This window comes from Sphingobium sp. CR2-8 (assembly GCF_035818615.1).
Taxonomy (GTDB): Bacteria; Pseudomonadota; Alphaproteobacteria; order Sphingomonadales; family Sphingomonadaceae; genus Sphingobium.
On the sequence record NZ_JAYKZY010000002.1, the window covers coordinates 2,753,626 to 2,774,971 of the forward strand.

General features: G+C 58.9%; 31 protein-coding genes. 25 read left to right on the forward strand and 6 right to left on the reverse strand.

Annotation, left to right across the window (positions count from 1 at the left end; all coding sequences use genetic code 11):
* Positions 1-3: 3 nt before the first annotated feature.
* The 11 genes from U5A82_RS17375 (at position 4) to U5A82_RS17425 (ending at position 6,836) form a co-directional block, all read left to right on the forward strand.
* Positions 4-222 carry a hypothetical protein gene (locus U5A82_RS17375; RefSeq protein ID WP_326292106.1) on the forward strand — a complete coding sequence of 73 codons (219 nt, stop codon included), beginning with the start codon at positions 4-6 and terminating at the stop codon, positions 220-222.
* Positions 223-654: a hypothetical protein gene (locus U5A82_RS17380; RefSeq protein ID WP_326292107.1), complete on the forward strand. Its 432-nt coding sequence runs from the start codon at positions 223-225 to the stop codon at positions 652-654.
* Positions 654-1,094: a phage tail terminator-like protein gene (locus U5A82_RS17385; RefSeq protein ID WP_326292109.1), complete on the forward strand. Its 441-nt coding sequence runs from the start codon at positions 654-656 to the stop codon at positions 1,092-1,094. Before U5A82_RS17380 ends, U5A82_RS17385 begins: the two co-directional genes overlap by 1 nt.
* Positions 1,095-1,178: 84 nt before the next feature.
* Positions 1,179-1,376, forward strand: coding sequence for a hypothetical protein (locus U5A82_RS17390; protein WP_326292110.1), 198 nt, complete (start codon positions 1,179-1,181; stop codon positions 1,374-1,376).
* Entirely contained in the window at positions 1,373-1,648 is a 276-nt protein-coding gene (locus U5A82_RS17395; RefSeq protein WP_326292111.1) for a hypothetical protein, read from the forward strand. Before U5A82_RS17390 ends, U5A82_RS17395 begins: the two co-directional genes overlap by 4 nt.
* Positions 1,648-1,875, forward strand: a complete 228-nt coding sequence (locus tag U5A82_RS17400) for a hypothetical protein (RefSeq protein ID WP_326292113.1) — start codon at positions 1,648-1,650, stop codon at positions 1,873-1,875. Before U5A82_RS17395 ends, U5A82_RS17400 begins: the two co-directional genes overlap by 1 nt.
* 108 nt (positions 1,876-1,983) lie before the next feature.
* Complete coding sequence (locus U5A82_RS17405) at positions 1,984-2,715, forward strand: hypothetical protein (protein ID WP_326292114.1); 732 nt, start codon at positions 1,984-1,986, stop codon at positions 2,713-2,715.
* A 70-nt stretch (positions 2,716-2,785) separates the two neighbouring features.
* Positions 2,786-3,223: a hypothetical protein gene (locus tag U5A82_RS17410; RefSeq protein ID WP_326292116.1), complete on the forward strand. Its 438-nt coding sequence runs from the start codon at positions 2,786-2,788 to the stop codon at positions 3,221-3,223.
* Positions 3,160-3,600 (forward strand): phage tail assembly chaperone, encoded by a 441-nt coding sequence (locus U5A82_RS17415; RefSeq protein WP_326292118.1) that lies wholly within the window; start codon positions 3,160-3,162, stop codon positions 3,598-3,600. The genes U5A82_RS17410 and U5A82_RS17415 overlap by 64 nt, the downstream gene beginning before the upstream one ends.
* 3 nt (positions 3,601-3,603) lie before the next feature.
* Entirely contained in the window at positions 3,604-6,177 is a 2,574-nt protein-coding gene (locus tag U5A82_RS17420; RefSeq protein ID WP_326292120.1) for a phage tail length tape measure family protein, read from the forward strand.
* Complete coding sequence (locus tag U5A82_RS17425) at positions 6,177-6,836, forward strand: hypothetical protein (protein ID WP_326292121.1); 660 nt, start codon at positions 6,177-6,179, stop codon at positions 6,834-6,836. The genes U5A82_RS17420 and U5A82_RS17425 overlap by 1 nt, the downstream gene beginning before the upstream one ends.
* 11 nt (positions 6,837-6,847) lie before the next feature.
* On the opposite strand, the gene U5A82_RS17430 is transcribed toward U5A82_RS17425, so the two are convergent.
* Positions 6,848-7,150 carry an addiction module antidote protein gene (locus U5A82_RS17430; protein WP_326292122.1) on the reverse strand — a complete coding sequence of 101 codons (303 nt, stop codon included), beginning with the start codon at positions 7,148-7,150 and terminating at the stop codon, positions 6,848-6,850.
* A gap of 15 nt (positions 7,151-7,165) precedes the next feature.
* Positions 7,166-7,450: a type II toxin-antitoxin system RelE/ParE family toxin gene (locus tag U5A82_RS17435; RefSeq protein ID WP_326292123.1), complete on the reverse strand. Its 285-nt coding sequence runs from the start codon at positions 7,448-7,450 to the stop codon at positions 7,166-7,168.
* Between the two features lie 144 nt (positions 7,451-7,594).
* Here U5A82_RS17435 and U5A82_RS17440 point away from each other — a divergent pair, with 144 nt between their 5' ends.
* From U5A82_RS17440 to U5A82_RS17495, 12 genes are all read left to right on the forward strand, one after another.
* The gene (locus tag U5A82_RS17440; RefSeq protein ID WP_326292124.1) at positions 7,595-8,233 is read left to right on the forward strand and encodes a YajG family lipoprotein; all 639 of its coding nucleotides are present in this window, start codon (positions 7,595-7,597) and stop codon (positions 8,231-8,233) included.
* Positions 8,234-8,631: 398 nt separating this feature from the next.
* On the forward strand, positions 8,632-8,841 hold the full coding sequence (locus U5A82_RS17445; protein ID WP_326292125.1) for a hypothetical protein: 210 nt from the start codon (positions 8,632-8,634) through the stop codon (positions 8,839-8,841).
* A 378-nt stretch (positions 8,842-9,219) separates the two neighbouring features.
* Complete coding sequence (locus U5A82_RS17450) at positions 9,220-9,375, forward strand: hypothetical protein (RefSeq protein ID WP_326292127.1); 156 nt, start codon at positions 9,220-9,222, stop codon at positions 9,373-9,375.
* 280 nt (positions 9,376-9,655) lie between these two features.
* A complete protein-coding gene (locus U5A82_RS17455) occupies positions 9,656-10,450 on the forward strand; it encodes a Rha family transcriptional regulator (protein WP_326292128.1) in 795 nt (264 codons plus the stop codon).
* Positions 10,447-11,097 carry a hypothetical protein gene (locus U5A82_RS17460; RefSeq protein WP_326292129.1) on the forward strand — a complete coding sequence of 217 codons (651 nt, stop codon included), beginning with the start codon at positions 10,447-10,449 and terminating at the stop codon, positions 11,095-11,097. Before U5A82_RS17455 ends, U5A82_RS17460 begins: the two co-directional genes overlap by 4 nt.
* On the forward strand, positions 11,094-11,504 hold the full coding sequence (locus U5A82_RS17465; RefSeq protein ID WP_326292130.1) for a DUF6950 family protein: 411 nt from the start codon (positions 11,094-11,096) through the stop codon (positions 11,502-11,504). Before U5A82_RS17460 ends, U5A82_RS17465 begins: the two co-directional genes overlap by 4 nt.
* A complete protein-coding gene (locus tag U5A82_RS17470; RefSeq protein ID WP_326292131.1) occupies positions 11,491-13,626 on the forward strand; it encodes a phage tail protein in 2,136 nt (711 codons plus the stop codon). The genes U5A82_RS17465 and U5A82_RS17470 overlap by 14 nt, the downstream gene beginning before the upstream one ends.
* A gap of 227 nt (positions 13,627-13,853) precedes the next feature.
* Positions 13,854-16,775 (forward strand): SGNH/GDSL hydrolase family protein, encoded by a 2,922-nt coding sequence (locus U5A82_RS17475; RefSeq protein ID WP_326292132.1) that lies wholly within the window; start codon positions 13,854-13,856, stop codon positions 16,773-16,775.
* Positions 16,776-16,801: 26 nt separating this feature from the next.
* Positions 16,802-17,218, forward strand: coding sequence for a hypothetical protein (locus U5A82_RS17480; RefSeq protein ID WP_326292134.1), 417 nt, complete (start codon positions 16,802-16,804; stop codon positions 17,216-17,218).
* Positions 17,218-17,799: a glycoside hydrolase family 19 protein gene (locus U5A82_RS17485; protein ID WP_326292981.1), complete on the forward strand. Its 582-nt coding sequence runs from the start codon at positions 17,218-17,220 to the stop codon at positions 17,797-17,799. The genes U5A82_RS17480 and U5A82_RS17485 overlap by 1 nt, the downstream gene beginning before the upstream one ends.
* A complete protein-coding gene (locus U5A82_RS17490; RefSeq protein ID WP_326292136.1) occupies positions 17,796-18,056 on the forward strand; it encodes a hypothetical protein in 261 nt (86 codons plus the stop codon). Before U5A82_RS17485 ends, U5A82_RS17490 begins: the two co-directional genes overlap by 4 nt.
* Before the next feature lie 1,039 nt (positions 18,057-19,095).
* Positions 19,096-19,221 (forward strand): hypothetical protein, encoded by a 126-nt coding sequence (locus U5A82_RS17495; protein ID WP_326292138.1) that lies wholly within the window; start codon positions 19,096-19,098, stop codon positions 19,219-19,221.
* Here the strand turns inward: U5A82_RS17495 and U5A82_RS17500 are convergent.
* Together U5A82_RS17500 and U5A82_RS17505 are read right to left on the reverse strand one after the other, a co-directional pair.
* Positions 19,205-19,378 carry a hypothetical protein gene (locus U5A82_RS17500; protein ID WP_326292139.1) on the reverse strand — a complete coding sequence of 58 codons (174 nt, stop codon included), beginning with the start codon at positions 19,376-19,378 and terminating at the stop codon, positions 19,205-19,207. The genes U5A82_RS17495 and U5A82_RS17500 overlap by 17 nt on opposite strands.
* A complete protein-coding gene (locus U5A82_RS17505; RefSeq protein ID WP_326292141.1) occupies positions 19,375-19,632 on the reverse strand; it encodes a hypothetical protein in 258 nt (85 codons plus the stop codon). Before U5A82_RS17505 ends, U5A82_RS17500 begins: the two co-directional genes overlap by 4 nt.
* 99 nt (positions 19,633-19,731) lie before the next feature.
* Between U5A82_RS17505 and U5A82_RS17510 the strand changes: the two genes are divergently transcribed.
* A complete protein-coding gene (locus U5A82_RS17510) occupies positions 19,732-20,379 on the forward strand; it encodes an SOS response-associated peptidase family protein (protein WP_326292142.1) in 648 nt (215 codons plus the stop codon).
* Here U5A82_RS17510 and U5A82_RS17515 read toward each other — a convergent pair.
* Positions 20,376-20,507, reverse strand: coding sequence for a hypothetical protein (locus tag U5A82_RS17515; RefSeq protein WP_326292143.1), 132 nt, complete (start codon positions 20,505-20,507; stop codon positions 20,376-20,378). The genes U5A82_RS17510 and U5A82_RS17515 overlap by 4 nt on opposite strands.
* Before the next feature lie 138 nt (positions 20,508-20,645).
* On the opposite strand from U5A82_RS17515, the gene U5A82_RS17520 reads away from it, so the two are divergent.
* Complete coding sequence (locus tag U5A82_RS17520) at positions 20,646-20,924, forward strand: hypothetical protein (protein WP_326292145.1); 279 nt, start codon at positions 20,646-20,648, stop codon at positions 20,922-20,924.
* On the opposite strand, the gene U5A82_RS17525 is transcribed toward U5A82_RS17520, so the two are convergent.
* Complete coding sequence (locus tag U5A82_RS17525) at positions 20,925-21,164, reverse strand: hypothetical protein (protein WP_326292147.1); 240 nt, start codon at positions 21,162-21,164, stop codon at positions 20,925-20,927.
* Between the last annotated feature and the right edge of the window lie 182 nt (positions 21,165-21,346).

The following is a 21,346-nucleotide window of genomic DNA, read 5'->3' on the forward strand; positions in this document are numbered from 1 at the left end:
AACATGGCTTGCAAGAACTGTAAGAAGATCCGCAGCGCGATCATGCACGGCAAGATGGCTGAGGCAGCCGGCCTCACCGTCGAGGCGCTGCGTGAGAAGTTCAGCATCTCCGACCCGTTCGAAAGCACGGATGAAGGACTGCGGACGACGATCGCAATTGATGCGGGCGCGGATCACCGCAAGGATGCCGCAAAAGCTGCGAAGCCCACCAAGGCCGAATAAATGGCTGGCTGGCAAGGCGTCGATCCTGCGAAGTGGGCGGGTAATCTGTCCACCACCGGATTGACGGCTTTGCTGCGCAACAGCGTCCAGGCGCTTGCTAATGAAGCCGGGAAGACAATTCCCAACGGTGGCCGCGTGCCAGTGAAGACCGGTAACCTGGCGCGCTCTGTCGTGATTTCTCTGACGCCCCCCACGATCAAGGATGGTGACGCGACGGGGGATGTCACAAGCGCCCTCGCCGTCATGAAGCCCGGCGACACAATCTATCTGGGCTGGCAGGCGAACTATTCCAGACGCCAGAATAATGGGTTCGCTGGCACCGACAGCTTGGGCAGGACTTACAATCAGGCTGGCTTTGGATTCGCCGAGGCGACGGCTGTCAAATGGCCTTCCATCGTGCAGGAGCAGGCCATGAAGATGAGGGGCAAATAATGGCAACCGTTCCGACGATCGACACTAGCGACTGGCTGGCCCTCAAGCAGCGCGTCGACACGCTTGCGCTCGACACCGCCATTCCGATCTACGAGCCTGGCGCCGTCTTCACGGCGCCCAAGGACGCGGCCGGACCTCTCCCCTACATCCTGCTATCGGACGTGACGAACGACCGGGATCGTGGCGGGCGGATTGATCCTTCGCTTCACGAACGCGCCGGCACGCTGATGCTCACCCTGCAATGGCCGATCGCCAAGCCCGTCACGCACGCGCGGCTGAAGGAGTTGGGCGGACAGATCGCGGCGCATTTCCCCGCCGACACCTGCATGTCATACGGCCGGTCGCGCTTGCGGGTGACGCAGGATAGCGCAGCGCTGGCGGCCTATGTTGATGGCGCATACCGCGTGGTAGTGGTGCGGGTGTTTTGGTCGAGCATGTAGCGCGCGGAATCCGGCTGTGATATGTTCGGGTCAGCGGTGTTAGCGCACCGCTGACCCTGACCAAAACGCGAAAGGACCGCGATCATGGCTACCTCCACTCTATCTCCCGAACAGCACCTTCGCCAAGCAGCATTGCAGAAGATGGATTACTTCGCAGGCCAGTGGGGATGCTCGAACCGAAATTGGCAGGAAGATGACGACGGCGTGACGGTGGCGCTGCGCGGCGTTACTGACGGCGGTGAGCATTTCGCTACTGCCTATGAAAAGTCACTTCCGCGATGACCCCGCTCGAACGCGCCGCGCGGGCGCTATTCGAATACGAACCCGGCCCATATGGAGGCGAACACCTCGCATTCCACATTGAGCAAGAATATGGTTGGCGGTCATGTGTTGATATGGCGAAAATCGTCCTCACCGCGATCCGCGAGCCAAGCGAGGCGATGGAGGATGCCGGGGCGTTCGCTGGCGACTGGAATCGGGACAACCTCGCCATCGGTGAAGAGGCAAAGACGGTGTATGCTGCCATGATCGACGCCATGCTGGAGGAGGGGTGATGGCGATAGATTGGCGGCCGATTGCTGAACTGCCCGACAACCTCAAGGACGGACGGGAGGTGCTGCTTTGGGAAACTGTGGCAGGCATCGGTGCTGAGATAGCGTCATGGTCGCCCTCCGCTATGTGGAAGCCACTGGCGGTGCGGAATAAAGAGGGCGTGTGGTGCGACCGTGCAGGATTCACAATTCGGGGCATCACTCATTACGCCGAGATAGGCCCGCCCTAATGAACTAATATTTCACCATGACGCATCATTATTGCGCAAATCATATTCCCGTTGTAATGTTCCGTCAATTCGGAACCGCCCGGTCATGGGCAACGGGAGCGCCGCGTCATGGGTTTGCAGTCAATTGCAGGGTCGAAAATCTTCATCGGTACGCGGGTGGCGCTGCCCACCGACCTGACCGTGGAACTCGCGGACTTCACCCTTCAGGAGCCGGAATGGCTCGAAATCAAGGGATGGACGCAGGCCGGATCGCTGGGGGATACCCGCGAAGCCATCTCGCAGAACTTCATCGACGCCGATCGCACGGTCACCATTGGTGGGACGAAGAACGCTGCGGAAATGCAGAACGTTTTCGCGCCGCTGCCGAATGATCCTGGTCAGAAGCGCTTGCGTGAAGCAATGGCGGGCTGCTCCAACTATGCGATCAAGGTCGAATGGGGCGCCTCTTGTGTGGCCGAGAGCGCTGTCACGATCAGCGTTGCCTCCCCCGGCGTCATCACCTGGCCGGGCGGCCATGGCTTGGAAGCCGGTTCGCCGGTGGTGTTCACTGGCAACGGCGGCACGCTGCCGACCGGTCTGACCGCTGGCACCGTCTACTACGTCCGCGAAACCGGCCTCACGCCCACCACCTTCACCGTGTCGGCCACACCGGGCGGCGCTGCCGTTGCGACCACGGCGGCGGGAACGGCAACGTCCATCACGGCGACCGCTTCGCCCGTTGGCCAGACCGACCTCTTCTACGCGCTCGCCATGTCGTTCAGCAAGAACGGCGGCGAGGCGAACACGGCCCAAATGCTGACCGCCAGCATCAAGCCCAACACCAACATCGTTACCGTTTAACCAGCTAGGGGCGGCGGCTGTTCGGGTCGGCCGTCGTCCTTAGACCCGAACGACCCGGTGAGAATGAGCCATGGAAATCGGACACGTAAGCAAAAAAGTTGATATGAATGACGGTGAATGGGTCGATGATATCCCGGATCTCGATGGCGTCCGCCTCAAGGTCCGGTCGACCAAGTTCAAGCCGTTTGAAGTAGCGTCCAGCGCCCTGATCCGCCGTTTCGGCAAGCGGCTTCGGACGGATGAGGGCGTTATCGCGTTCCGCGCTGCGTCTGGCGGGCCTTTGGCTGACCACATCCTGATCGACTGGGATATGACGAAAGCGGAGGGTTCGATTGCCCTGACGAAGGAGGGCAAGCCCCTGCCCTATTCTCGCGAGGACGCCCGCTTCGTTCTGACCGTGGACGACGATTACGGGATCGGCCAGATCTACCGCCAAGGCGTGGAATGGGCCGGCGACCGCGTAGCAGAACAGATCGCCGCGCGCGCGGAGCAAGTGGCGGGAAACTGACCGAAGGGCTGCAATGGACGCTATCCAAGCATGGCGCGTTCATTGCGGCCCGCAAAAAGGAGGAAGAAGATGGATCGAAAATCCCAGACGATCTTCAGCCTCCCGATATTGAAGAAGGCTTTGAGGGCTGGATTGATGCCTTCATGGACCTTGGGACCGAACGTCAGATCGGCATGGTGGAGGGGCCGATCCCAGCAAGCGCCATCGCTCGCCACACGCAGGGCTGGCATTACGTCGACGCTCATCTGTTTGAGATTTGCATGAGGCAGTTGGACAAAATCTATCTCAAGCGCGGTTCGGCCGAAACTTCCGAGCAGCCCCAGGCGTCGGCCCGCGATGCTTTCCGCGCAGCAACCGCCAATCGCAGGGGTGGATAGAATATGGATGTTGCCGCACTCTCGATGAACATCGATAGCAGCAAGGTCGTCACTGCGGCGAACGACCTTGACCGCTTCTCGGCGTCCTCGGATCGTGCGGCGGCATCGGCCGGCAAGGTCAACTTCGGTAGCCAGGCTGGATCGATCGCTAAAATGGTCGCCTTGGTCCAGTCGATCGACACGAAGATGTCAGCGCTGATCGGCACGCTGACGAAGGCGCAGCAGGCGGAGAAGGCGCTGGCTGCTGCCAACGACAACACGGCGTCGAGCATGGCCAAGGCGGGCGCAGCGGTCGCCGTCGCGGACAGCCATGTCATCGCCTATACTCAGCATCTTGCAGGGCTGGCAGCAGCCCAACGAAACGCCAACACAAATGTTTTGGCGTATCAATCTACCCTACAGTCGATCCGCACGCCTCAGGTGCAAGCGGACGCTCACGTCCTCGCTTATCGTGACAGTCTCAATCGCGCCGCCGATAGCGCAAAGGTAGCGGCCACAGCCATTAAATTCACGGCTCAAGACACGTTGAACGCAAGCCGCCAGCTCTCGGATATCGGTGTGACGCTGGCAATGGGCATGAACCCGTTCATGGTCGCGATCCAGCAGGGACCGCAACTGCTCGACATTCTCCAGAACAAGGCGGCAGTCACCGGGCAGACGATCGGGGTAGTGTTCAGGGCCGCAGGAGCAGCCATTTTCGCCGCCCTGTTGCCACTTCTACCTTTGATTGCTGCACTGACCTTGGCGGCGGCGGGCATCGCAGCCCTCACGGCTCAGGCAAATGATGATTCCGGCCTCAAAAAATACACGACCGCGATGGGTTATACCAAAGCGGAAGTGGCGAAATTGAACGCCGTGACTGTCACCTTTGGCGACACGACGAAGGCGGTTTTCCAAGTCGCCCTCCGATCGGCCGCTGAGGCTATGGGCATCAACACGGCCGACATGGCCAAGACGTGGGAAACATTTCTTGATAGGCTGGCGTCGGGTACGCGCGCTACCTTGGCTGGCATTTACGCAGGGCTTGCCGGTACACGCGCATATCTGGCTGAGATTGAGAAGGGTGGCGTTCTCGGACTAGGCAAGATGATAATCGGGCAAGGCGATCCCGACATCATTAAAAAGACCTACGGCAAAGCCTATGCCGATGGGCAGAAGGCGCTTGATGAAATCGTGAAGCAGGCGCGGGCGAATGCTCGCACGCGGCAGGACACTATGGCCAAGGCCATGTACGACGCGCCCAAGGCAAAGGGCGGCAAGTCCGATGCTGAAAAACTAGCAGACATCATCCGTAACGCCGAAGCTGAGATCAAAGCTGAGCAGGCCAAGGCTGATGCGGTGGGCGTGTCTGCACACGCCGCCGCTGAGCTGGAGCAGCGCACGAAGCTTCTTAATCAAGTTGAAAAGGCAAAGATCCCGATTACAGCGGCTGTACGCGCCGAACTTGATCGTCTTGCCAAATCTTATGCTGATGTGAAGATTGCTGCCGACACTGCAGCGGTCATCCAGGGCGTCATCGACGGGTCCGAAAAACAGCGGTCGACACTCAACGATCAGAATAACTTGATCGGCATTTATGGCGACGAACTGACGCGCGCGCGTATTCAGATGGAGATGTTAACTAAAGCGCAAAACGCATTGCCGAAGGGCGTGATCCTTTCGGTTAAAGATGCCAATCGCTTGTCCAATGCTGCATCGAGCGAAGCAGATGACCAAATCCTGTACGACCGCAATACTCGCATGGAAAAAATCCGCAAGGACGCAGCAGATGCCATGTACGCGCTCGACCTTGAGAGTAAAGGCCTGGGCCTCACAGGAGCGGCGGCTGAGGCCTATGCCTACAAGGTAGAGCGCTTGAGTGAAGCGCAGCGTGCGGGCAAGCCACTCTCGACTGAAGAGCTTGCACTTTTGGACCAGAAAGCGGAAAAGTATGGCGAAGTCCGCAATGCCATAGATCGCATGCTTGAAATCGAGAATGTGAAGGCTCGCGGCCTGGACAGCCTGAACAACGGCATTGTCGATGTCATTACCGGCGTGGATTCGCTTGGCAACGCTTTCAAGCGAGTGGCGGATCAGATCATAGCCGATCTTCTGCGGATCGCTGTCCAGCGCTCGATTATCGAGCCGCTCGCCAATTCGCTTTTCCCTGCTGGTAGCAGCACCGGCAATTTGATCAGCGGCATAGGTAAAGCTTTGGGTTTCGCCAATGGTGGCGCGTTTGGCACTCCGACCCAATTTGCCAACGGCGGCGCTTTCACCAATTCCGTTGTCACATCGCCAACGCTATTCCGCTTTGCCAATGGCGCAGCGCTGGGTGAAATGGGCGAGGCTGGTCCCGAAGCCATTATGCCGCTGAAGCGTGGCCCGAACGGATCGCTTGGCGTTGAGGTGCACGGTGGAGGAAAGCCCTCCATGCGTCTTGGCGACAACTATTTCACGATCAGGGTCGAAGGTGGATTTATGCCAGAGGCCGTCATGGCTGTGGCTGATCAGGCAGGCGAGCGCGCTGTGCAGACGGCGCGGCGCAGCTTCCAAGATTGGGCCGCTGAATGGGAAAGTGGCGGATCGGTGGTGTAATGAGAATATGCAACTTCCCCACCTTCCGCATCGAGACGCAGCTGTTCCACACGCCTGGTGCTGGCTATGACGGCGGCCTGACATCGGGCGGCGCGCAGTTCATCACGCCAGAGCCGGGCGGATTCTCTGTGCTGGAAATCGCCCCCGCGCTCATCGACACGGAATGGGACGCCCCGCTGGCGTCGTGGATCATGTCGAAGATCAGCGGGCAGGTTTTCCGCGTCCGCCTCGCTCCTTCACCCCAGATCGCCTACAGCAAGCGCCGTGGTATGACCGCCGTGCCGTGGGACAATGGGCAAGCCTGGAGCAATCAGCAGAATTGGGATGGTGACTTCACGGCCCGATTTGCGGCGGCTGGGCTGAAAGGCTCACTGGAAATCAAGATCGACCTTACCGGCGTTGGTCCGATCGTTGGGCCGGGTCATGTCATTGGACATGACTTCGATTGCTATCTGATCGATGAGATCAGCTATGTCGGTGACGTCGGGACCGCGATCGTTACCTCGCCGCTCAACCGCGACATATCAGCCGGCGACAATTGCTACCTGCGGCCCTGGTTTACCGGGCGGATCAGCAATGGCGCCGACATCCGCGCCGCCTACAATTCGATGGGGCATGTGAAGCCCGGTAATATAGTTTTGCAGGAGGCGCGGGTTTAGCGCGTCAATAGTTATGCAGGCTCTAACTCCCGGCGCTCTATAGACATTTGCAGCCCAAGGGCATCCAAGACCTTGATGACGGTATCAAGGGTAGGGTTGCCTTTGTCGCTTAGAGCCTTTTCGAGCGTCTTCCTATGTAGGCCAGTAGTGCGCGATAGCTCGCTGATGCCCCCATGGGCGCGCGCTACTGCGCCAAGAGCGGCGGCAATGTAACGAGGATCGCCGTCAACGACCGCATCATTGAGCAGATCCGCTTCGTCTTCGCGATTGTCTAGGTAGCGCGCCGGATCAAAGGCACGAGTTTCGATAGCCATACCAACCTCCATTGGTCACAAATCAGCGGCCAATCGCTTGGCCTTGCTGATATCACGATCTTGGCTGTCCTTGTCTCCCCCGCAGAGAATGACAGCGCCATCACGCACAATATAATAGACGCGGTAGCTCGGCCCCATATGGAACCGCATTTCTGATACTCCGTCGCCAACCGGCTCAGTATCCCCGAAATGGCCGGTAGCGGCCAAGCGGGTAAGCCTTTTCACGATGGCACGACGAGCAACAACGTCACGCAGGCTACCGAGCCAGTCCGAGAATTCGAGAGTTTCAATCACCTGCATGGATATTTTAGTATCCAATGCTCATGCGTTTGTCAAGCGAGGGTTGAAAAGCGCAGAACTGATCCGCCCACTAGCCAACCCCCGCCATCAATGGCAACCTCGCCCAATTAAAACTATTGTCACAATCGCTGTTGGATCAGGTTGATGTGGACGAATCTCAAGCATCACTCCATCTTATGGAAATCCGTGCAACCAGCGGAGCAACAGGGGCAATTTATGAAAAAATATTACGCGCCACTTCTTTTTGGATTTATTCTGTCGGGATGCACCATCACGACGATGGAAGCAAAAATTGACCCACAGCCACAGGTTCAGGCGTCAACAATTGGCAACGGCAAGAAAGTTGGGGTCATCGTGGTTGATGAGCGCCCATCGAAAAACTTGGGGAAGCGCTCGTCCATCGGTGGGACCATCGAAATGAACGAGGATCTGGCGGTCGTCTATCAAACCGCCATCATGAAAGGGCTTTCGGCGAAAGGGTTTTCGCCAGTTGGAGGGGTGTCTCCAGATGGATCGAATCTAAAAGTCGAACTTCGCGGCCTAAACCAAGTCAGCACCACCGGCTTCTGGACTATGGGGGCGGACATAGACGCGGCAATGAAGGTTGTCGTGACCGGAGGATCAGCGCCTTACGAACAAATGTACCGGGCGGCTTCATCCAACCGCACCATCGTTGTATCCGGCGCCAAAGCACTGAACAAGAAAATGAATGCCGTGGTCAATGACCAGATCGAAGCGATGTTTAATGATCAGGCGCTTTTGACGGCGCTCGCAGCAAAGTAGGAATCCTGATGCGGGGGTGGGTGCAATGCACCTACCCCTTTTGCCATCAATGATTGGGTGATGTCAGATAGGATTCTATGTCCGAAAGGCTGGCCTCATAGCCAAAATGGCCCATGCCAAAATTCGCCCCGCCCGTTTGATGGTCTATTAGGGCGTAGCATCCGTAATCCAGCGCATTAGGGTCGCGTCGTCGCGATTTGACCAATCGCATTCCTTGACGATCCGCCATTCGGCGAAGGCGGTTCTCCCTTATCTTTTCGTTCTCGCTCATGCTGGCACCTATGCTGGAAATGATGCTTGACGTGATGCCAGAAGGTGTTCTACAAGTCAATGCAGGCTAGAGAGGGAATCCTACCTCCCTCCCCAGCCCTAACCTCAACGATCCATAGGAGATCGAAATGGCTCATGCGCCCATACACTTGGCGATACCCTCTGTCACGCCTGCCTTTCTTCTCGCGGCGATGCTGGACACCTGTCGCACGTCGGAAACGATCGAGGTCTGGAACCAAGACTTCATCGAGAACATGCACCTCATCAGCTATGCCGATCGCATGGATTTGGTCGCCAAGTCGGCCGCCCGTCGTGGTCAGATCGGAGGTGTGCAATGACCGATCGTCGCGCATTCCTCACCGCCGCGCTGATCGCGCCTGTCGCCATCGCCGCGCCTGCTCATGCCGCCGCAACGTTCGTATGCGCGCCGACGAATTCCATGCCCTCGCTAAGGCACAGTGGGACAAGGCGGATGCGCACCGTCCGAACTATCTTATCCGGCACGAAGCCAGGAACGGACGAGTGATATACCACGACCTAGACCCGCATCGGGCGGACCATAGCAAGTACCTGCTCGATGGAAATGGCGTGGACTATCACAGAGCCATCCGCCCGCAGAACGAGCAGATACAGGCGCAGCATGATATCTATCAGCGCGCTTGCGACGCCGTTGGCTATGACAAGCTGGTAGAGCAGGCAGACGATGCTGCTCGGCTATGGTCGATGCCGAAGATGTATTGCTGGCTTTGCCCGCGCCGCATCTCAATGCGCTCGAATGGAAGATGCTGCGCTGGCGTGAGCAAAGCGAAGATTCCAGCCTCATGCCGGAAAACTTCGACGCAATGCTGGCTGACATTCGGCGTCTCGCCTGACGACGGTAAACCCCTGCCGTCCGTAGTCGCATAAGACATGGACATGCATAATCATCACGAACAAATCATGCGCTAATGCGCAATGATGTTGCGCTAATTTGATCTTGAGCGTAACATCGCCATAGTTTCCCCCTGGAAAAGGGAAGGCGGTACGATCTCCAATCGTGTCGTGGACGAGCGGGAAGAGTTCTTGGTTGTCGAGGCCACCTCTTCCCGCCCGCCGTATCCTCGACAAGCAGCCGGTCGATAAGGCGACTGCATCCGAGAAAGGCATATGGTCATGCCCGAATCAATAGATACACCAAACTCACCCATTGTCATCGTCAAGGACGGCTCCGCTGTGGCGGATAGCCGCAATATCGCGTTGGCCTTCGGCAAGCAGCACAAGGATGTCATCCGAAAGGTCGATGCGCTTGTGGTTGAAGCTCCGGAACTCAACGGGCGCAATTTTACGCCCGTTCTCTACGAAGACGCCAAGGGCGAGATGCGACGAGCATATGAGATGGACCGATTTGGGTTCAGCCTTTTGGCTATGCGCTTTACCGGCGCCAAGGCTCTCCAGTGGCAAATCGCTTACGTCGCTGAATTCGAACGGATGGAATTTGCGCTCCATGCAGGCGGTCAGATCGGCATTGTCGAACAGTTCAGCCCAGCGGCTCGTTCAACCATCGGCGGTATTCTCAAAAGGGTCACCCATTCAGAGCTTCAAGAGATGTTCGGACAGGTGGTTCCACGTTTGGTTGAGCCGATGCTGGAGCGCATGGTCAACGAGCGTTTGCTAACCGGGGACCGCAAGGTTGTGCAGGGCGTCAGCGCCCTTGAGGTTGCGGAAATGGCTGGTTACGGAACCGGCAATCGCCCGCGCGGGCTATCGCAATTCATCACTTCGAAGCTGATGCCCTACCACATCCAGCGAAAGCATTTCCCTGAACGCTCCCCACATGGCGCGGGCAAGGTATGGGTGTACGTAGAATTGATCGCGCGGGCATGGCTTGTCGCTGGCGGGCGGGCGGAAATAGACGCTTATGTCGCTGAGCGTAAAGGCCAAGGCAAGTTGCGGTTGGTGAGCGCATGAGCGCGTTTTACGACCAAATTGATGAAGCTCTAGGCGATTCAGACAGCCTAGCAGATATCGTCTGCACCGTGCGAAAATGCTGGCTCTTTGACTTCAAAGACGATCCCATTCGATTTTGGGATGGCCAAGGCAATTTCGTTGACGCCGATGGGCATGAATGGATTGGAACCATTGATGGCAATGGTACGAACCATCACAAGACGCCTGCCCTCCAAGACGGACGCGACGGCACATCCGCCAGCTATACTTTCTCAATGACGCTGCCGGGCGACGATGGCCTGGCGCTTTACGAGGAATTGAAAGCCGATCAGTCGAAGGTCTTTGGCCGGTCGCTGACATGCTATTTGGTAATGTTTGTAGAGGGCGAAGGCCTGCGGCCGAATACGCCAATCTCATTCTACAAAGAGATGACGATGTTCTCTCCTAAATTCAGCGAAAGAATTAGTCGGAATTCTGCTGGAACTGTGGTCAAGACTTATACAGCTTCGATAGTTGCCAAAGACGATAACCACGGTCGCAGCGAGACTCCTGACCGCACATACGCCGACACGATGCAAAAGCGACGCGCTGCACAACTAGGCGCGCCTCTTGATCGCGGCTCGGAATACCTCGCCCTTCTCGCCAACCGAACATATCAGGTGCCATGATGCAAAAAGACATTGTTGATGAGACGCTGACCGAATGGCGTCGGGGCAAATTCGTTTACGGCCAAAGCGACTGCATGTTGTCGATCGGCAAATACCTCGCCCGCACTGGCCACAAGGACGTAACCGATCAATTCGTCGACCGATACGATACGCATGAAGGGGCGGTAGCCATGATGGCAGCGCATGGTGGCGTCGCAGGGCTGATGGCGCTAGCTGGGGCCAAGCCCAAGGATGGCCCGGCCGAGCGCGGCGATGTGGTCGAAGTTCTATACAAGGACGAAGACGAAGAAGGCAGCATCGGAGGAATTTGCACCGATGGTTTTGTAGCAATGCGACGCGAAGGTTATGTGACAGAGGTCCGCGTTGGACTGCTAAGTATCGGTGGCGTCTGGCATGGCCGCCCTTAAAAAGATCGGCTCTATTCTCGCGATCGCTGCCCTGACATGGGCTGCGGGTCCGTTAGGGCCGATCTATGCGGCTATTGGCGCGTCTGGCTTCCTGGGAGCAGCGATCGGTTCAGTTATCATCGCTGTTGGGTCTTTCGCCGTCATGGCTGCACTGGGCGGAGGCCGCAACGCCCCTTCCATCGAAGCGGGGAAAGTGAATGTCAAAATATCCGACCCGCCCCGCTGGCTGAACGCCGGCCGCGCCCGGCAAGGCGGAGGCGCACTGTTTGGCGAGTTCGACAGTCAGGGCCGATGGTGGATGCTGATCGTCCACAGCGACGAGATATTGCATCCGGGGTATAGTCATTTTCTAGATGACGAAGCGGTCACGTTGGATGCCTCTGGCTACGTGCAACAGGCGTCATTCCGCCTGAAGACCAACAAGGACAAAGACCCTGCGGCGGTCGATGGCGAGGGTCGGGGCTATGTCCGCATTTGGACGCGAACCTACTCGGAAACGAACCCAGTGCCGGGGCGGGTGGCGGAATTTGACGCGGCAATGGGGTCGCTCTGGACCAATGACCACAAACTGGTCGGCACGACCTACAGCGTCGTATGCATGGACGCCCTGGACATCGAGCATCGCTATAAAATCTATCGGTGGCGCGGCGTCTTTGGCCTTGGGGAACCGGGCGTCAGTGTAGTCGGTGATTGGGCAAATATGTACGACCCGCGTGACCCTTCCCAGGAGCTTGGCAACCGGGCCACTTACAAGCCTTCACGAAATGCAGCGCTCGTCTGGGCTTGGTTCCGCACCCATAAATTCGGACGCGGCAAGCCCGAATCGTCCATCAATTGGGAGCGCATCGCCGCACAAGCGGACATCTGCGACCAAGCCGTCAGCGGGATCGAGGGCGAGCAGAAGCGTTACGAGGCAGGCGTTGCGATCGTGGACAGCAAGCGCCGCATTGCCGCTGAAACAGAGATCATGATGGCGTCGGACGCTCACATATTTTTCGATGAAGCGGGGAAGACGTTCATTCGTGTTGGCCATTGGGAAGCTCCGACACTGGCGCTCTACCGAAATCGCGACATCATGACGCTCGACTCCCAGCAGGTGCAAGACGGCGAGAGCGAAACGCACGGCGTAATCGTGGAATACCTTGACCCCGACGCGAAATTTACAAAACAGCCGTCTGCTGCGTGGCTAAACCCAATACATTACGATCCGCTCACCACCCCGAAGTTCTTAAAGGTGCCGATCGAGGCCTGCCAGAACCACAACCAAGCCATGAGGCTTGCAAAGGGCATCGGCCTGCGCTCCCAGCCCCAGCACAAGGTTCAGCCAATGCTAAACCTTCGCGGCCTCAAGACCCGCCAAGAAAGAATTGTCGACCTCAATTACGACAACGTTTTCTCAGGATTTTATGAGATCGCCACCCCGGTCGAACTGGACGGCGCCGGGATCTTCACCGGCTTTGGCGCGGTCCCGATCGATCCGTCGCGGTGGACGCTGCTACCGGGAGAGGAGCAGCCCAAGCCGGTAGTCGAGGGCAGCACCGGCACGGCCACCTATCCCGCCATCACCGGCGAGAATGTCTATTTCTCAGACGGCACAATCAAGATCGACTTCCCTGCCCCGCCGCGAGGTGACGCGACCTACATCGCAGAATTCATCCTGACCTCGGAAATTACAGGCGGCGAGAATGACCCGTGGCGGCCGATGGCAATCAATATCAACACGGCGATCAGCGGCGCGGTCGAGGATGCGGATTACACGGTGCGCTATCGCTACACGACCTCCGCAGGCAACGGCCCTGCGTGGGAGTATCAGACGATATCGACCAGCACGCCCCTCCCACAAAGCACGAATCTGACCGGCGAAGGCGGCGTTGGCCAGGCGGTCATCACGTGGAAAAATCCCAGCGATCTGCGCTTCTTCTCATCGGACACATGGCGAGGTTCGACCAATGCGTTCAGCGCCGCGACGAAGATCGTTGATAGCTACGGCGGCGGGGTTGGCCAGGTGCAATCGATCACGGATACGGTGTCGCCCGGCGTTTGGTTCTACTGGAATGTCGCAACCGATGGCGTGTCGCTGGATGCTGCACCGACCGGTCCTATCAGCGTGACAGTCACATGACGGCGAAGGCTAATCCAGTCATCGGCGCAGTGGTCCAGCATGATGGTAAGCTTGAACCTGTTGAGGGCAGCGATCCGTCATCTCAATGGACCTACCGCGAACAGCACCCGCCGCCGACATCAAGCCAAGGCGGATCAGATCGGGCAGAGTTTCCATTTATGTCGCGTGACTTGTCTAATATTGCGCTTAAATGTATATGAAAGACATATACTTTCAAAAGGTGCGATGTGGCCGGAATTGAAACACTCAGGGATGGACTGTACGGCAACCCACCGTCGCCTACTTGGAAGCCGTCTCGCGAAGCCCTTTTGGCAGCATTCAGCGAAATTTACGATGCTTTGGGCGCGTCCGGTATCGCAGACACAATATTCGCTGACCAAGCCACCGGCCTCTCCGCTACCTCAAATGGCGACTTGTTTCTCGTGCAGGCTAGTGGTGTGGAGTTTGCCCGCCTGTACAAAAACGTGTCTGGGGCAGCGGTCGATCAGAACATTGCACTTCCAAGTTCGGCGTCATTGGCAGACAAAGCCGATGTTTCCGTTGTCACGGCGATTGACCAACAGGTCGGGCTGTTAACTGAAACGATCGGCCAAAAGGCTGACAAAGACGATTTGGCCGCGAAAGCCAACACCGCCGACCTATCCGACGTAGCCACGTCTGGCTCCTATGACGACCTCTCCGACAAGCCAGTCCTCGGGTCGGCAGCACAACAGCCGGTCACCGCGTTCGCCACCCCGGCCCAAGGCGCTAAGGCCGACAGCGCCCTGCAACCCGCTGCACTCGTTCCTTTTGATGAGCGCATCACCACCGCCGAACAGCAGGTAGGCGGCCTGTCCGATCTCATCGCCCGCGCCCCTGAACGCGCCGGTGACAGCCGCTCGCTCTTCTCGTCGTTCCTGACCGGCGAGCCAACCACGCGGCCGACGATTGGTGGCGCTAAAGCTGTTGCCAGCAGCGTCGGCACAGTCCTGCGCATCGCGGGCGCTGATGCCAGCGACGCCACCGGCTATATCGACGTGGCGCCGAAGATCGCTGCACCGGTGTATCCTGATCGCACCTACCTTGTTCGCGTTCGTCTGCGCCGCAATGTCGATCCGACTGACCCGGCAGGCAACGCGGTCGAACTGCGCTGGCAGAACCTTGGCGCGGCCAAGAGCGCGGTGAGCAACGCCCTGCTGCAATCGGCGCTCACCCCGGTTGTCGCTGATGGCGTGATTGTCCGGTCGTTCCTTGTCGGTAAGGCGGGCGCCCCCGGCGCGCTCAACTATACGATCCCGCCAACCGCTGTTTACGGCCTCCCCTTCATCCGCATTTACGGCACCGGGCAAGAGACCGACATCATCGCGATCGACGGTCCTGTGGATGTCACGGATTATCTGGTGGGTGGCGCAGATGTGCCGGTCATCCTGGAGGCGGCGGAAGCAGCGGCAGAAGCGGCGGGCCGCGCGGAAACGGCGGCATTGGAGGCGCAGGATGCGGCGGCGGCTGCAACGGCGTCGGTCATGACCTTTGAGACCCGCCAGGATGTGGTCGACTATAGCGGGTCACTCGCTGCCGATCTCATCCAGGTGCGCCGCTACGACGCGAACACGCCCGTCTCTCCGGGCGGCTATTACAGCCGCGACACGGCAAGCAGTTCCGGCGCGTTTCAGGCTGGTGGGGTCTGGTGGAAGCCTGCGGACCCGATAACCTATCTGGAGACGTTCGGCGCGCGTGGAAACGGCGTGACCAACGATCAGGATGCCTTCGATGTAGCCCGCGAGTTGGGCCGCGCTTTCTATCTCACGGCCGAATATCTGGTGACCGATGGCGCGAACACGCTTGGTGTCCCGTTCCTCGGGCCTGGAAACCTCATCAAGGCTGTCCCAGGGGGCTTTGTCCAGATCAACAGCCATCTGGAGAATGGCCCGACCTACTTCCGCAATGTGCTTTGGCGGGTCAAGAACCGCCAGCTTGCAGGGGAATTGATAAAGATCGCGGTATTCGGCGACAGCACGGCGACCAATGCTTACGGCTTGAACATCGCGGGGTTCATTCAGGATGAACTTCGCAATGTCGGGTCCGGCGTGGACGTCGTGACCAACCTTGCCGTCGCTGGATCAACCTGGGGTACGAACGACCTCTCAGTCATGCTGACGGGCATCGGCTCGCAGCAACACCTTGCGATCTGCAAATTCGGGCTGAACGATGCTTCGACCGGCGACATCACGCTATCATTGATCGCGCTGCGTGACTCGATGCGCCAGCGCTTGAGCGAGATTCGCGCAAGCACATATGGCGATTATGACGACCTATCTATCCTCCTACTCATGCCGAACGCTTTGGGCAACACCGAGGACAATGCCACCAACCGCAACGACCTATGGCTTGAGGCGATCGTTGGAATCTACGTAGAGGCCGCCCGCGATTTCGAGTGCGCCATTTACAACCCCTACCCCGAAGCCAGCGTGGCCGAGGATGGCGGGGACCGGTGGCTGGATGACGATCTGATCCATCCCCAGGTCAACTACAATCTGGACATCTGGGGCCGCGCTCTCGACCTCATCAAGCCACACGGCTCGATCAAGCGCAACCGGTTCCTGAATTACGGCGCTGGCGAGCAGCTGGCCCCTCCGGCCGCAAACAGCCTCGCATCGTACAACAACGGCCAGTCTATTCTCCGCGCCTTCTCGTCCGATGGCTGGCCTGTGACGGGCTGCGTTCTGACGATCCGCAACCCTGACAATCCAGCGGTTCAAATCCTGTTCGGCTACCAGATTGGCAGCTTCGCCGAGGTGGTGATGCGCACATGGATCGTCGGCGCAAATGTCTGGAGCGAGTGGAGCAACGCGGATCACCCGCTGAATGTCGCCATTCCCCTCACCGTGACATCCAGCCTCGAAAGCGCGCGGTATTGGCGGACGATGGACGGTTCGACTGTGATCGCCGGGACCATCCGACCCACCGGCGCAGTGTCGCAGAATAGCAAGATTGCTGAGCTGCCAAGCAATTATCGGCCTGCACTTCAGGTCGTCCGGTACGCAAAGACGCTGACCGACATGGATGTGCGACTGCGAGTATATCCAAACGGCGATGTGTTCACCGAAACGGCGATCCCTGCGGGGGCCTACGTCACGTTTCAGAACCTCACCTTCAAAGCGGTGACGTGATGCACGCACAACAGGGAGCAGCGGCGATGACGCCATGGGGTGAGGCGCTCGTTGCCAAATATGGCTGGATCGCGGTTGGACTAACGTTCGGGCTGGCGGCGAAGTACGCGCTGCTGATCAAGCGGGGCGTCAAGATCAAGGGCGCGCTCATCATGGCGGACGTTCTGCTCCTGCCGATGGTGGCCTTGATCGCCTACTGGATGGTGAACCAGGCGGGCGTCCATGGCGAAGGCGCGGCTCTGATCACTGCCGCCGCAACCGTTGGCGCTGACCGGCTCGTCAAGCTTTACACCGATCGGTTTATCCGTGGCGTCAGCGACATGATGCTGGACGAGGTGGCACGGCGAAAGGCGGCAATTCGTGAAGAGGTCCAGGCCGAACTCAGCGCCAACCGGACCATGCAAGATATCGCAGTGGGCAAGCGGACCTTGGGAGGCGAGTGATGGTCGATTGGCGAAAACTGCAACGCGAACTTGGCGTCACGCAGGACAATGATTTCGGGCGCGGCTCGTTCACAGCCCTTTTCCGCCGCCTTGGTGCGGCACAGGACCGGGCCGAAGAACTGGCTATCGCCGCCACCGTCCATCTCCCGCGCTACGGGATCATGGATAGCAAGCTCCGGTTGGCGCACTTCATGGCCCAGGTCGGTCACGAAAGCGGCTCCTTCAAATACATGGAAGAGATCGCCAGCGGCGCCGCGTATGAAGGCCGCGCAGACCTTGGAAATACGCAGCCGGGCGATGGAAAGCGGTTCAAGGGCCGCGGCCCCATCCAGATCACTGGTCGCGCCAATTACCTGTTCTTCGGCCGGTTGCTTGGCATCGACCTGATCCGACATCCTGAGATGGCCGCCAATCCCTCGATCGGCCTGCATCTGGCCTGCTTGTTCTGGGACAACCGCCAGCTCAACGCCTTTGCCGACAAGGACGACATCGACGGCATCACTCGGCGTATCAACGGCGGCGCGAATGGCCTGGCTGACCGCAAATCGCGGCTGACGATGATGAAGGGGATGATCGGATGAAAGGCCCAGGATGGCCCGACGCGCGCGGGTGGATAGGCATTGGCAGCTATGGGCTGGTCGTGCTGGTAATCCTACTAATCTGGGCCGATCGCACACTCCTCAACAACGACTTCTTCAAGGTCATAGCCACCGCAATTGTTCTGACAGGCTGGAATGGTGGTCCGCTTTCGTGGGCCTACTCCGCCACAAAGTCGGGCGGCGAGTTGGCCGATCGCAATGCGGATCTCGTTCAGCGCCAGGCAGAGGACAAGAAGTGACCCGCCTCGCCCCCTCCTCCTGCTCGCCCTAACCGGCTGCACCCACAGCCTCGCAACCTGCGACAACGCCCGCGCCGCCGCAATGCTGGCAACCGCCGCAATGGCCCGCATTTGCCCGATGTCGGTTCGGTGAGGGTTTGCCCCGCGCTATTGGTTCTGGCTGAAAGCCGCGCGGGGCGACACTAATACACTTGCGAAATGATTATGTTCCCGCAGGCCAATCAGCTGCATCACGGGCGGCGCCGCACAACGGCATCGGATCGCCTTAGCTAAGAAAAAGCCCCGCCTCGGGGATGCAAGGCGGGGCAAGGTCATTCGCAGGTCGATGTCTATCGAACCGGAACAATTACGCGCAGCTGCTATCGTGGTTCCGGCGCCGTCGACCATTCGGCCGATGCGTCAAGTATCCAGGCCTCTACGGGATATCCGACGATACAGGCGCCCTGCCTTGATCAGATGCAATGGCCCTAGCACATCCGGGTCGCATGGCTGCGCTAGGGCCTATCTCGATCCCTGGGTTGTCGCAACCGCATCGAGACAGATGAGCATCAGCAAAAGACAATGATTCGGTCAAGCTGGAACCAAGAATTGGCGCGGCGGTTATGAGGCCGCAACAGGGGACCCTGCAATGATACGCGACGCCAGTTTTTGCCGAGACCAGGCTCAATTGCATCAGGACAGAGCCGACGCCACCGACCTTCCAAACGTTCGAGCGGTCGAACTGGCCGCTGCGCTCAGTTGGCGCAAAGAGGCTGACATTGCCCACCGGCTTGACACGCTCCGCTCCCGCAAAGGCCCGGCCTCGGTTCTTCTCTATTAGATCAAGCTATCCCCGCATGGTCTGGATCATCCGTTTCCACGTCCGCTCGTCAGGCATCGGAAGACTGATCTTTGGCGCCTGGGAGGTCGCGTCAATATGGTGCGGTCGGACCCTTTGGCCGGACGCCTTGAAGCACCGGCTGCAATAAAAGCGACTGCGCATGCGGGGAAATTGATAGGGCCAGCGCTTGGTATAGAACCGCCACCACAGGCCGTTCGGATGAAAGAACGCGACATTCCCGCAAGCGCATTTCACCTCGATCGTCTTGTGGTGGATCACGGCCTCAAACAGATCCGTGGGCATGACGGTATTGCCGACGCTGCGCACATTACTCTGCCGGTGTGAGCGCCTGAACCTGCGCCCAGATCAGCGCGCCGATCATGAATGGCGTGTCGTCGCGGCGGCCTTCTCGGATGTCCTGGCGCCAGGACTGATCGCCGATGTCTCGCGCCTCTAGCCCGTCAGCGACCGCTGCGCGCACATGCTCGATCTGATAGTTCAAAGATCCTCTCCCGCCAGATCCTGTCTGAAAAATTCAAGGGCGGTTTCAGCATCCTCGATCATCACGGCGCGCATCTCGACGGGAAGGTCGTTCTCGATCGCGTAACGGATTGCCGCGTCTGCTGCGATCACATGCGACCTATATCCCGGCAGCACCCGATCGTGGGTGAAGCGCTTTTGATCTGGTCCGTAGACTTTCGGCTCAACAACGAACCAGAGGTTGTCGCCAAATTCTATCCCGACGCGGGGCTGCATCGCTCTACTCCTGTGTGATTCGATGAAACTAATATAGAACATAAAGAGAACATACGGGAGTCTGTTGACTCTCGATCCGTCGCAGATCACCCTCGCAGCATGTGCAATCGGGCAGAGCGCGGGCAGACCGACAAGGTGTTAAACCTCTTCGGCGCTCGCCGCGGCGCGCGGTTTAATGAAGGGCCGCTTGAAACGCACCCGGCCCAGCCCGGTACCATCATTCGCCTTGAGGATGGCAAGCGCGTGCTGGAGCAAATGACGTGGGGTTTCCCGCTGGCTCAGAAGAGCAAGAAGACCGGCAAACCGCTCAAGCCAAAGCCCGTCAACAACGCTCGGTTCGACAAGCTGGGTACGTACTGGAAGCGTTGGGCGGTAGATCCTGCCAACCGCTGCCTAATTCCAACCGCCCGATATGCGGAGGCCGTGGGCGAGCCGGGCCGCATGACCGAAACATGGCTGTCCCTGAAGGAGCAGCCGATCTTCGCCTGGGCCGGGTTATGGACCAACAGTGATGAATGGGGTGGCGTCTATACCGGGGTCATGACCGACAACGCGCCTGAGTTGGCCTACATCCACGATCGATCGCCGGTGATCCTTCACCTGGCAGATTGGGACACATGGCTGCACGCGCCGCTGGAGGATCTGTATCAGTTCGACCGGCCGTATCCAGCTGACCAGATGGTGATCGAGGCGACCGATGCACCTTGGTTCAGAAAGAAGGGCAGCGCGGGGCCGACGCTGCTTTAGAAGTCGATCTCGCGCGCTTCCATCTCTGCGATGATCTGCTTCTGATACTCGGTCAGATTTTCAGGGTCTTCGACTTGGTTCCAGAGGGCAACCAAAGCTCGATCATCAAGGCATATGACTTCTGGCATAGCGACACTCCTTGGCGAGACGGCGCCTTTCAACAGCGCTCGATGTAAACGGCTAACTCGTCGCGAAGTTGCTATCGCGCAATATTACGGAAACATGCGGTCTTTGACGCCGCTCGATGTTCTGGCCATGTTCCGCGCATGAGTCGCGCCCCGAACAAGAATGACCTCGCCATCATAGAGCTGTCGCTCAAGATCCTGGAGGATGCCCGCGATCGAGCGTCGAAGGAGGTGGTCGACACGATACCAGTTCGGTTGGCGCTTCGGTGTCTGCGGCCCTACATGCCCGAACAATGGCCGCTGCACACGTTCTGGGACGGCACGTCCAGTCCGAACGAGCTTGGACGGTCTGCCAGCTGCACGGCGGGGCTGAACGGGATCAAGCTTCAGTTGCGGAAGGGTGGTATTAGGGTGGAGTGATCACCCCTCCCCCAAATTGCGGATGGCGGCGGCGATCTGCTGACTGGTCCTCCACCCCTCGGCGTGGACGTTGCATCCATCCCTGTCATGATCCTTGGATGCGAGGTTGTGCAGGGCGCGTGAACCTTCGGCGGCATCATCCGCCACTTTCGCGCACCGCTCCCGCTCATCCTTGCGCGTCTCTGCTTCGAAGCGGGCGAAGGCTTGGATGCGCGGATGGCTATCATGGAAGCCGGCCATCCAAGAAAATCGCTCACGCGGACCGCCACGCATGAACCAGTTGCGACTTCTCCATGCCGCCTCTCTCGCCCCTTGCGACACGGCGATAGGGTCAGTCATGAGCGGGCCTTTCGCAACATGCGCTGGAGGGATGCGGATTTCTCACGGGGTTTCGGCTTCGGCTTTCCGACCGGCAACGATGG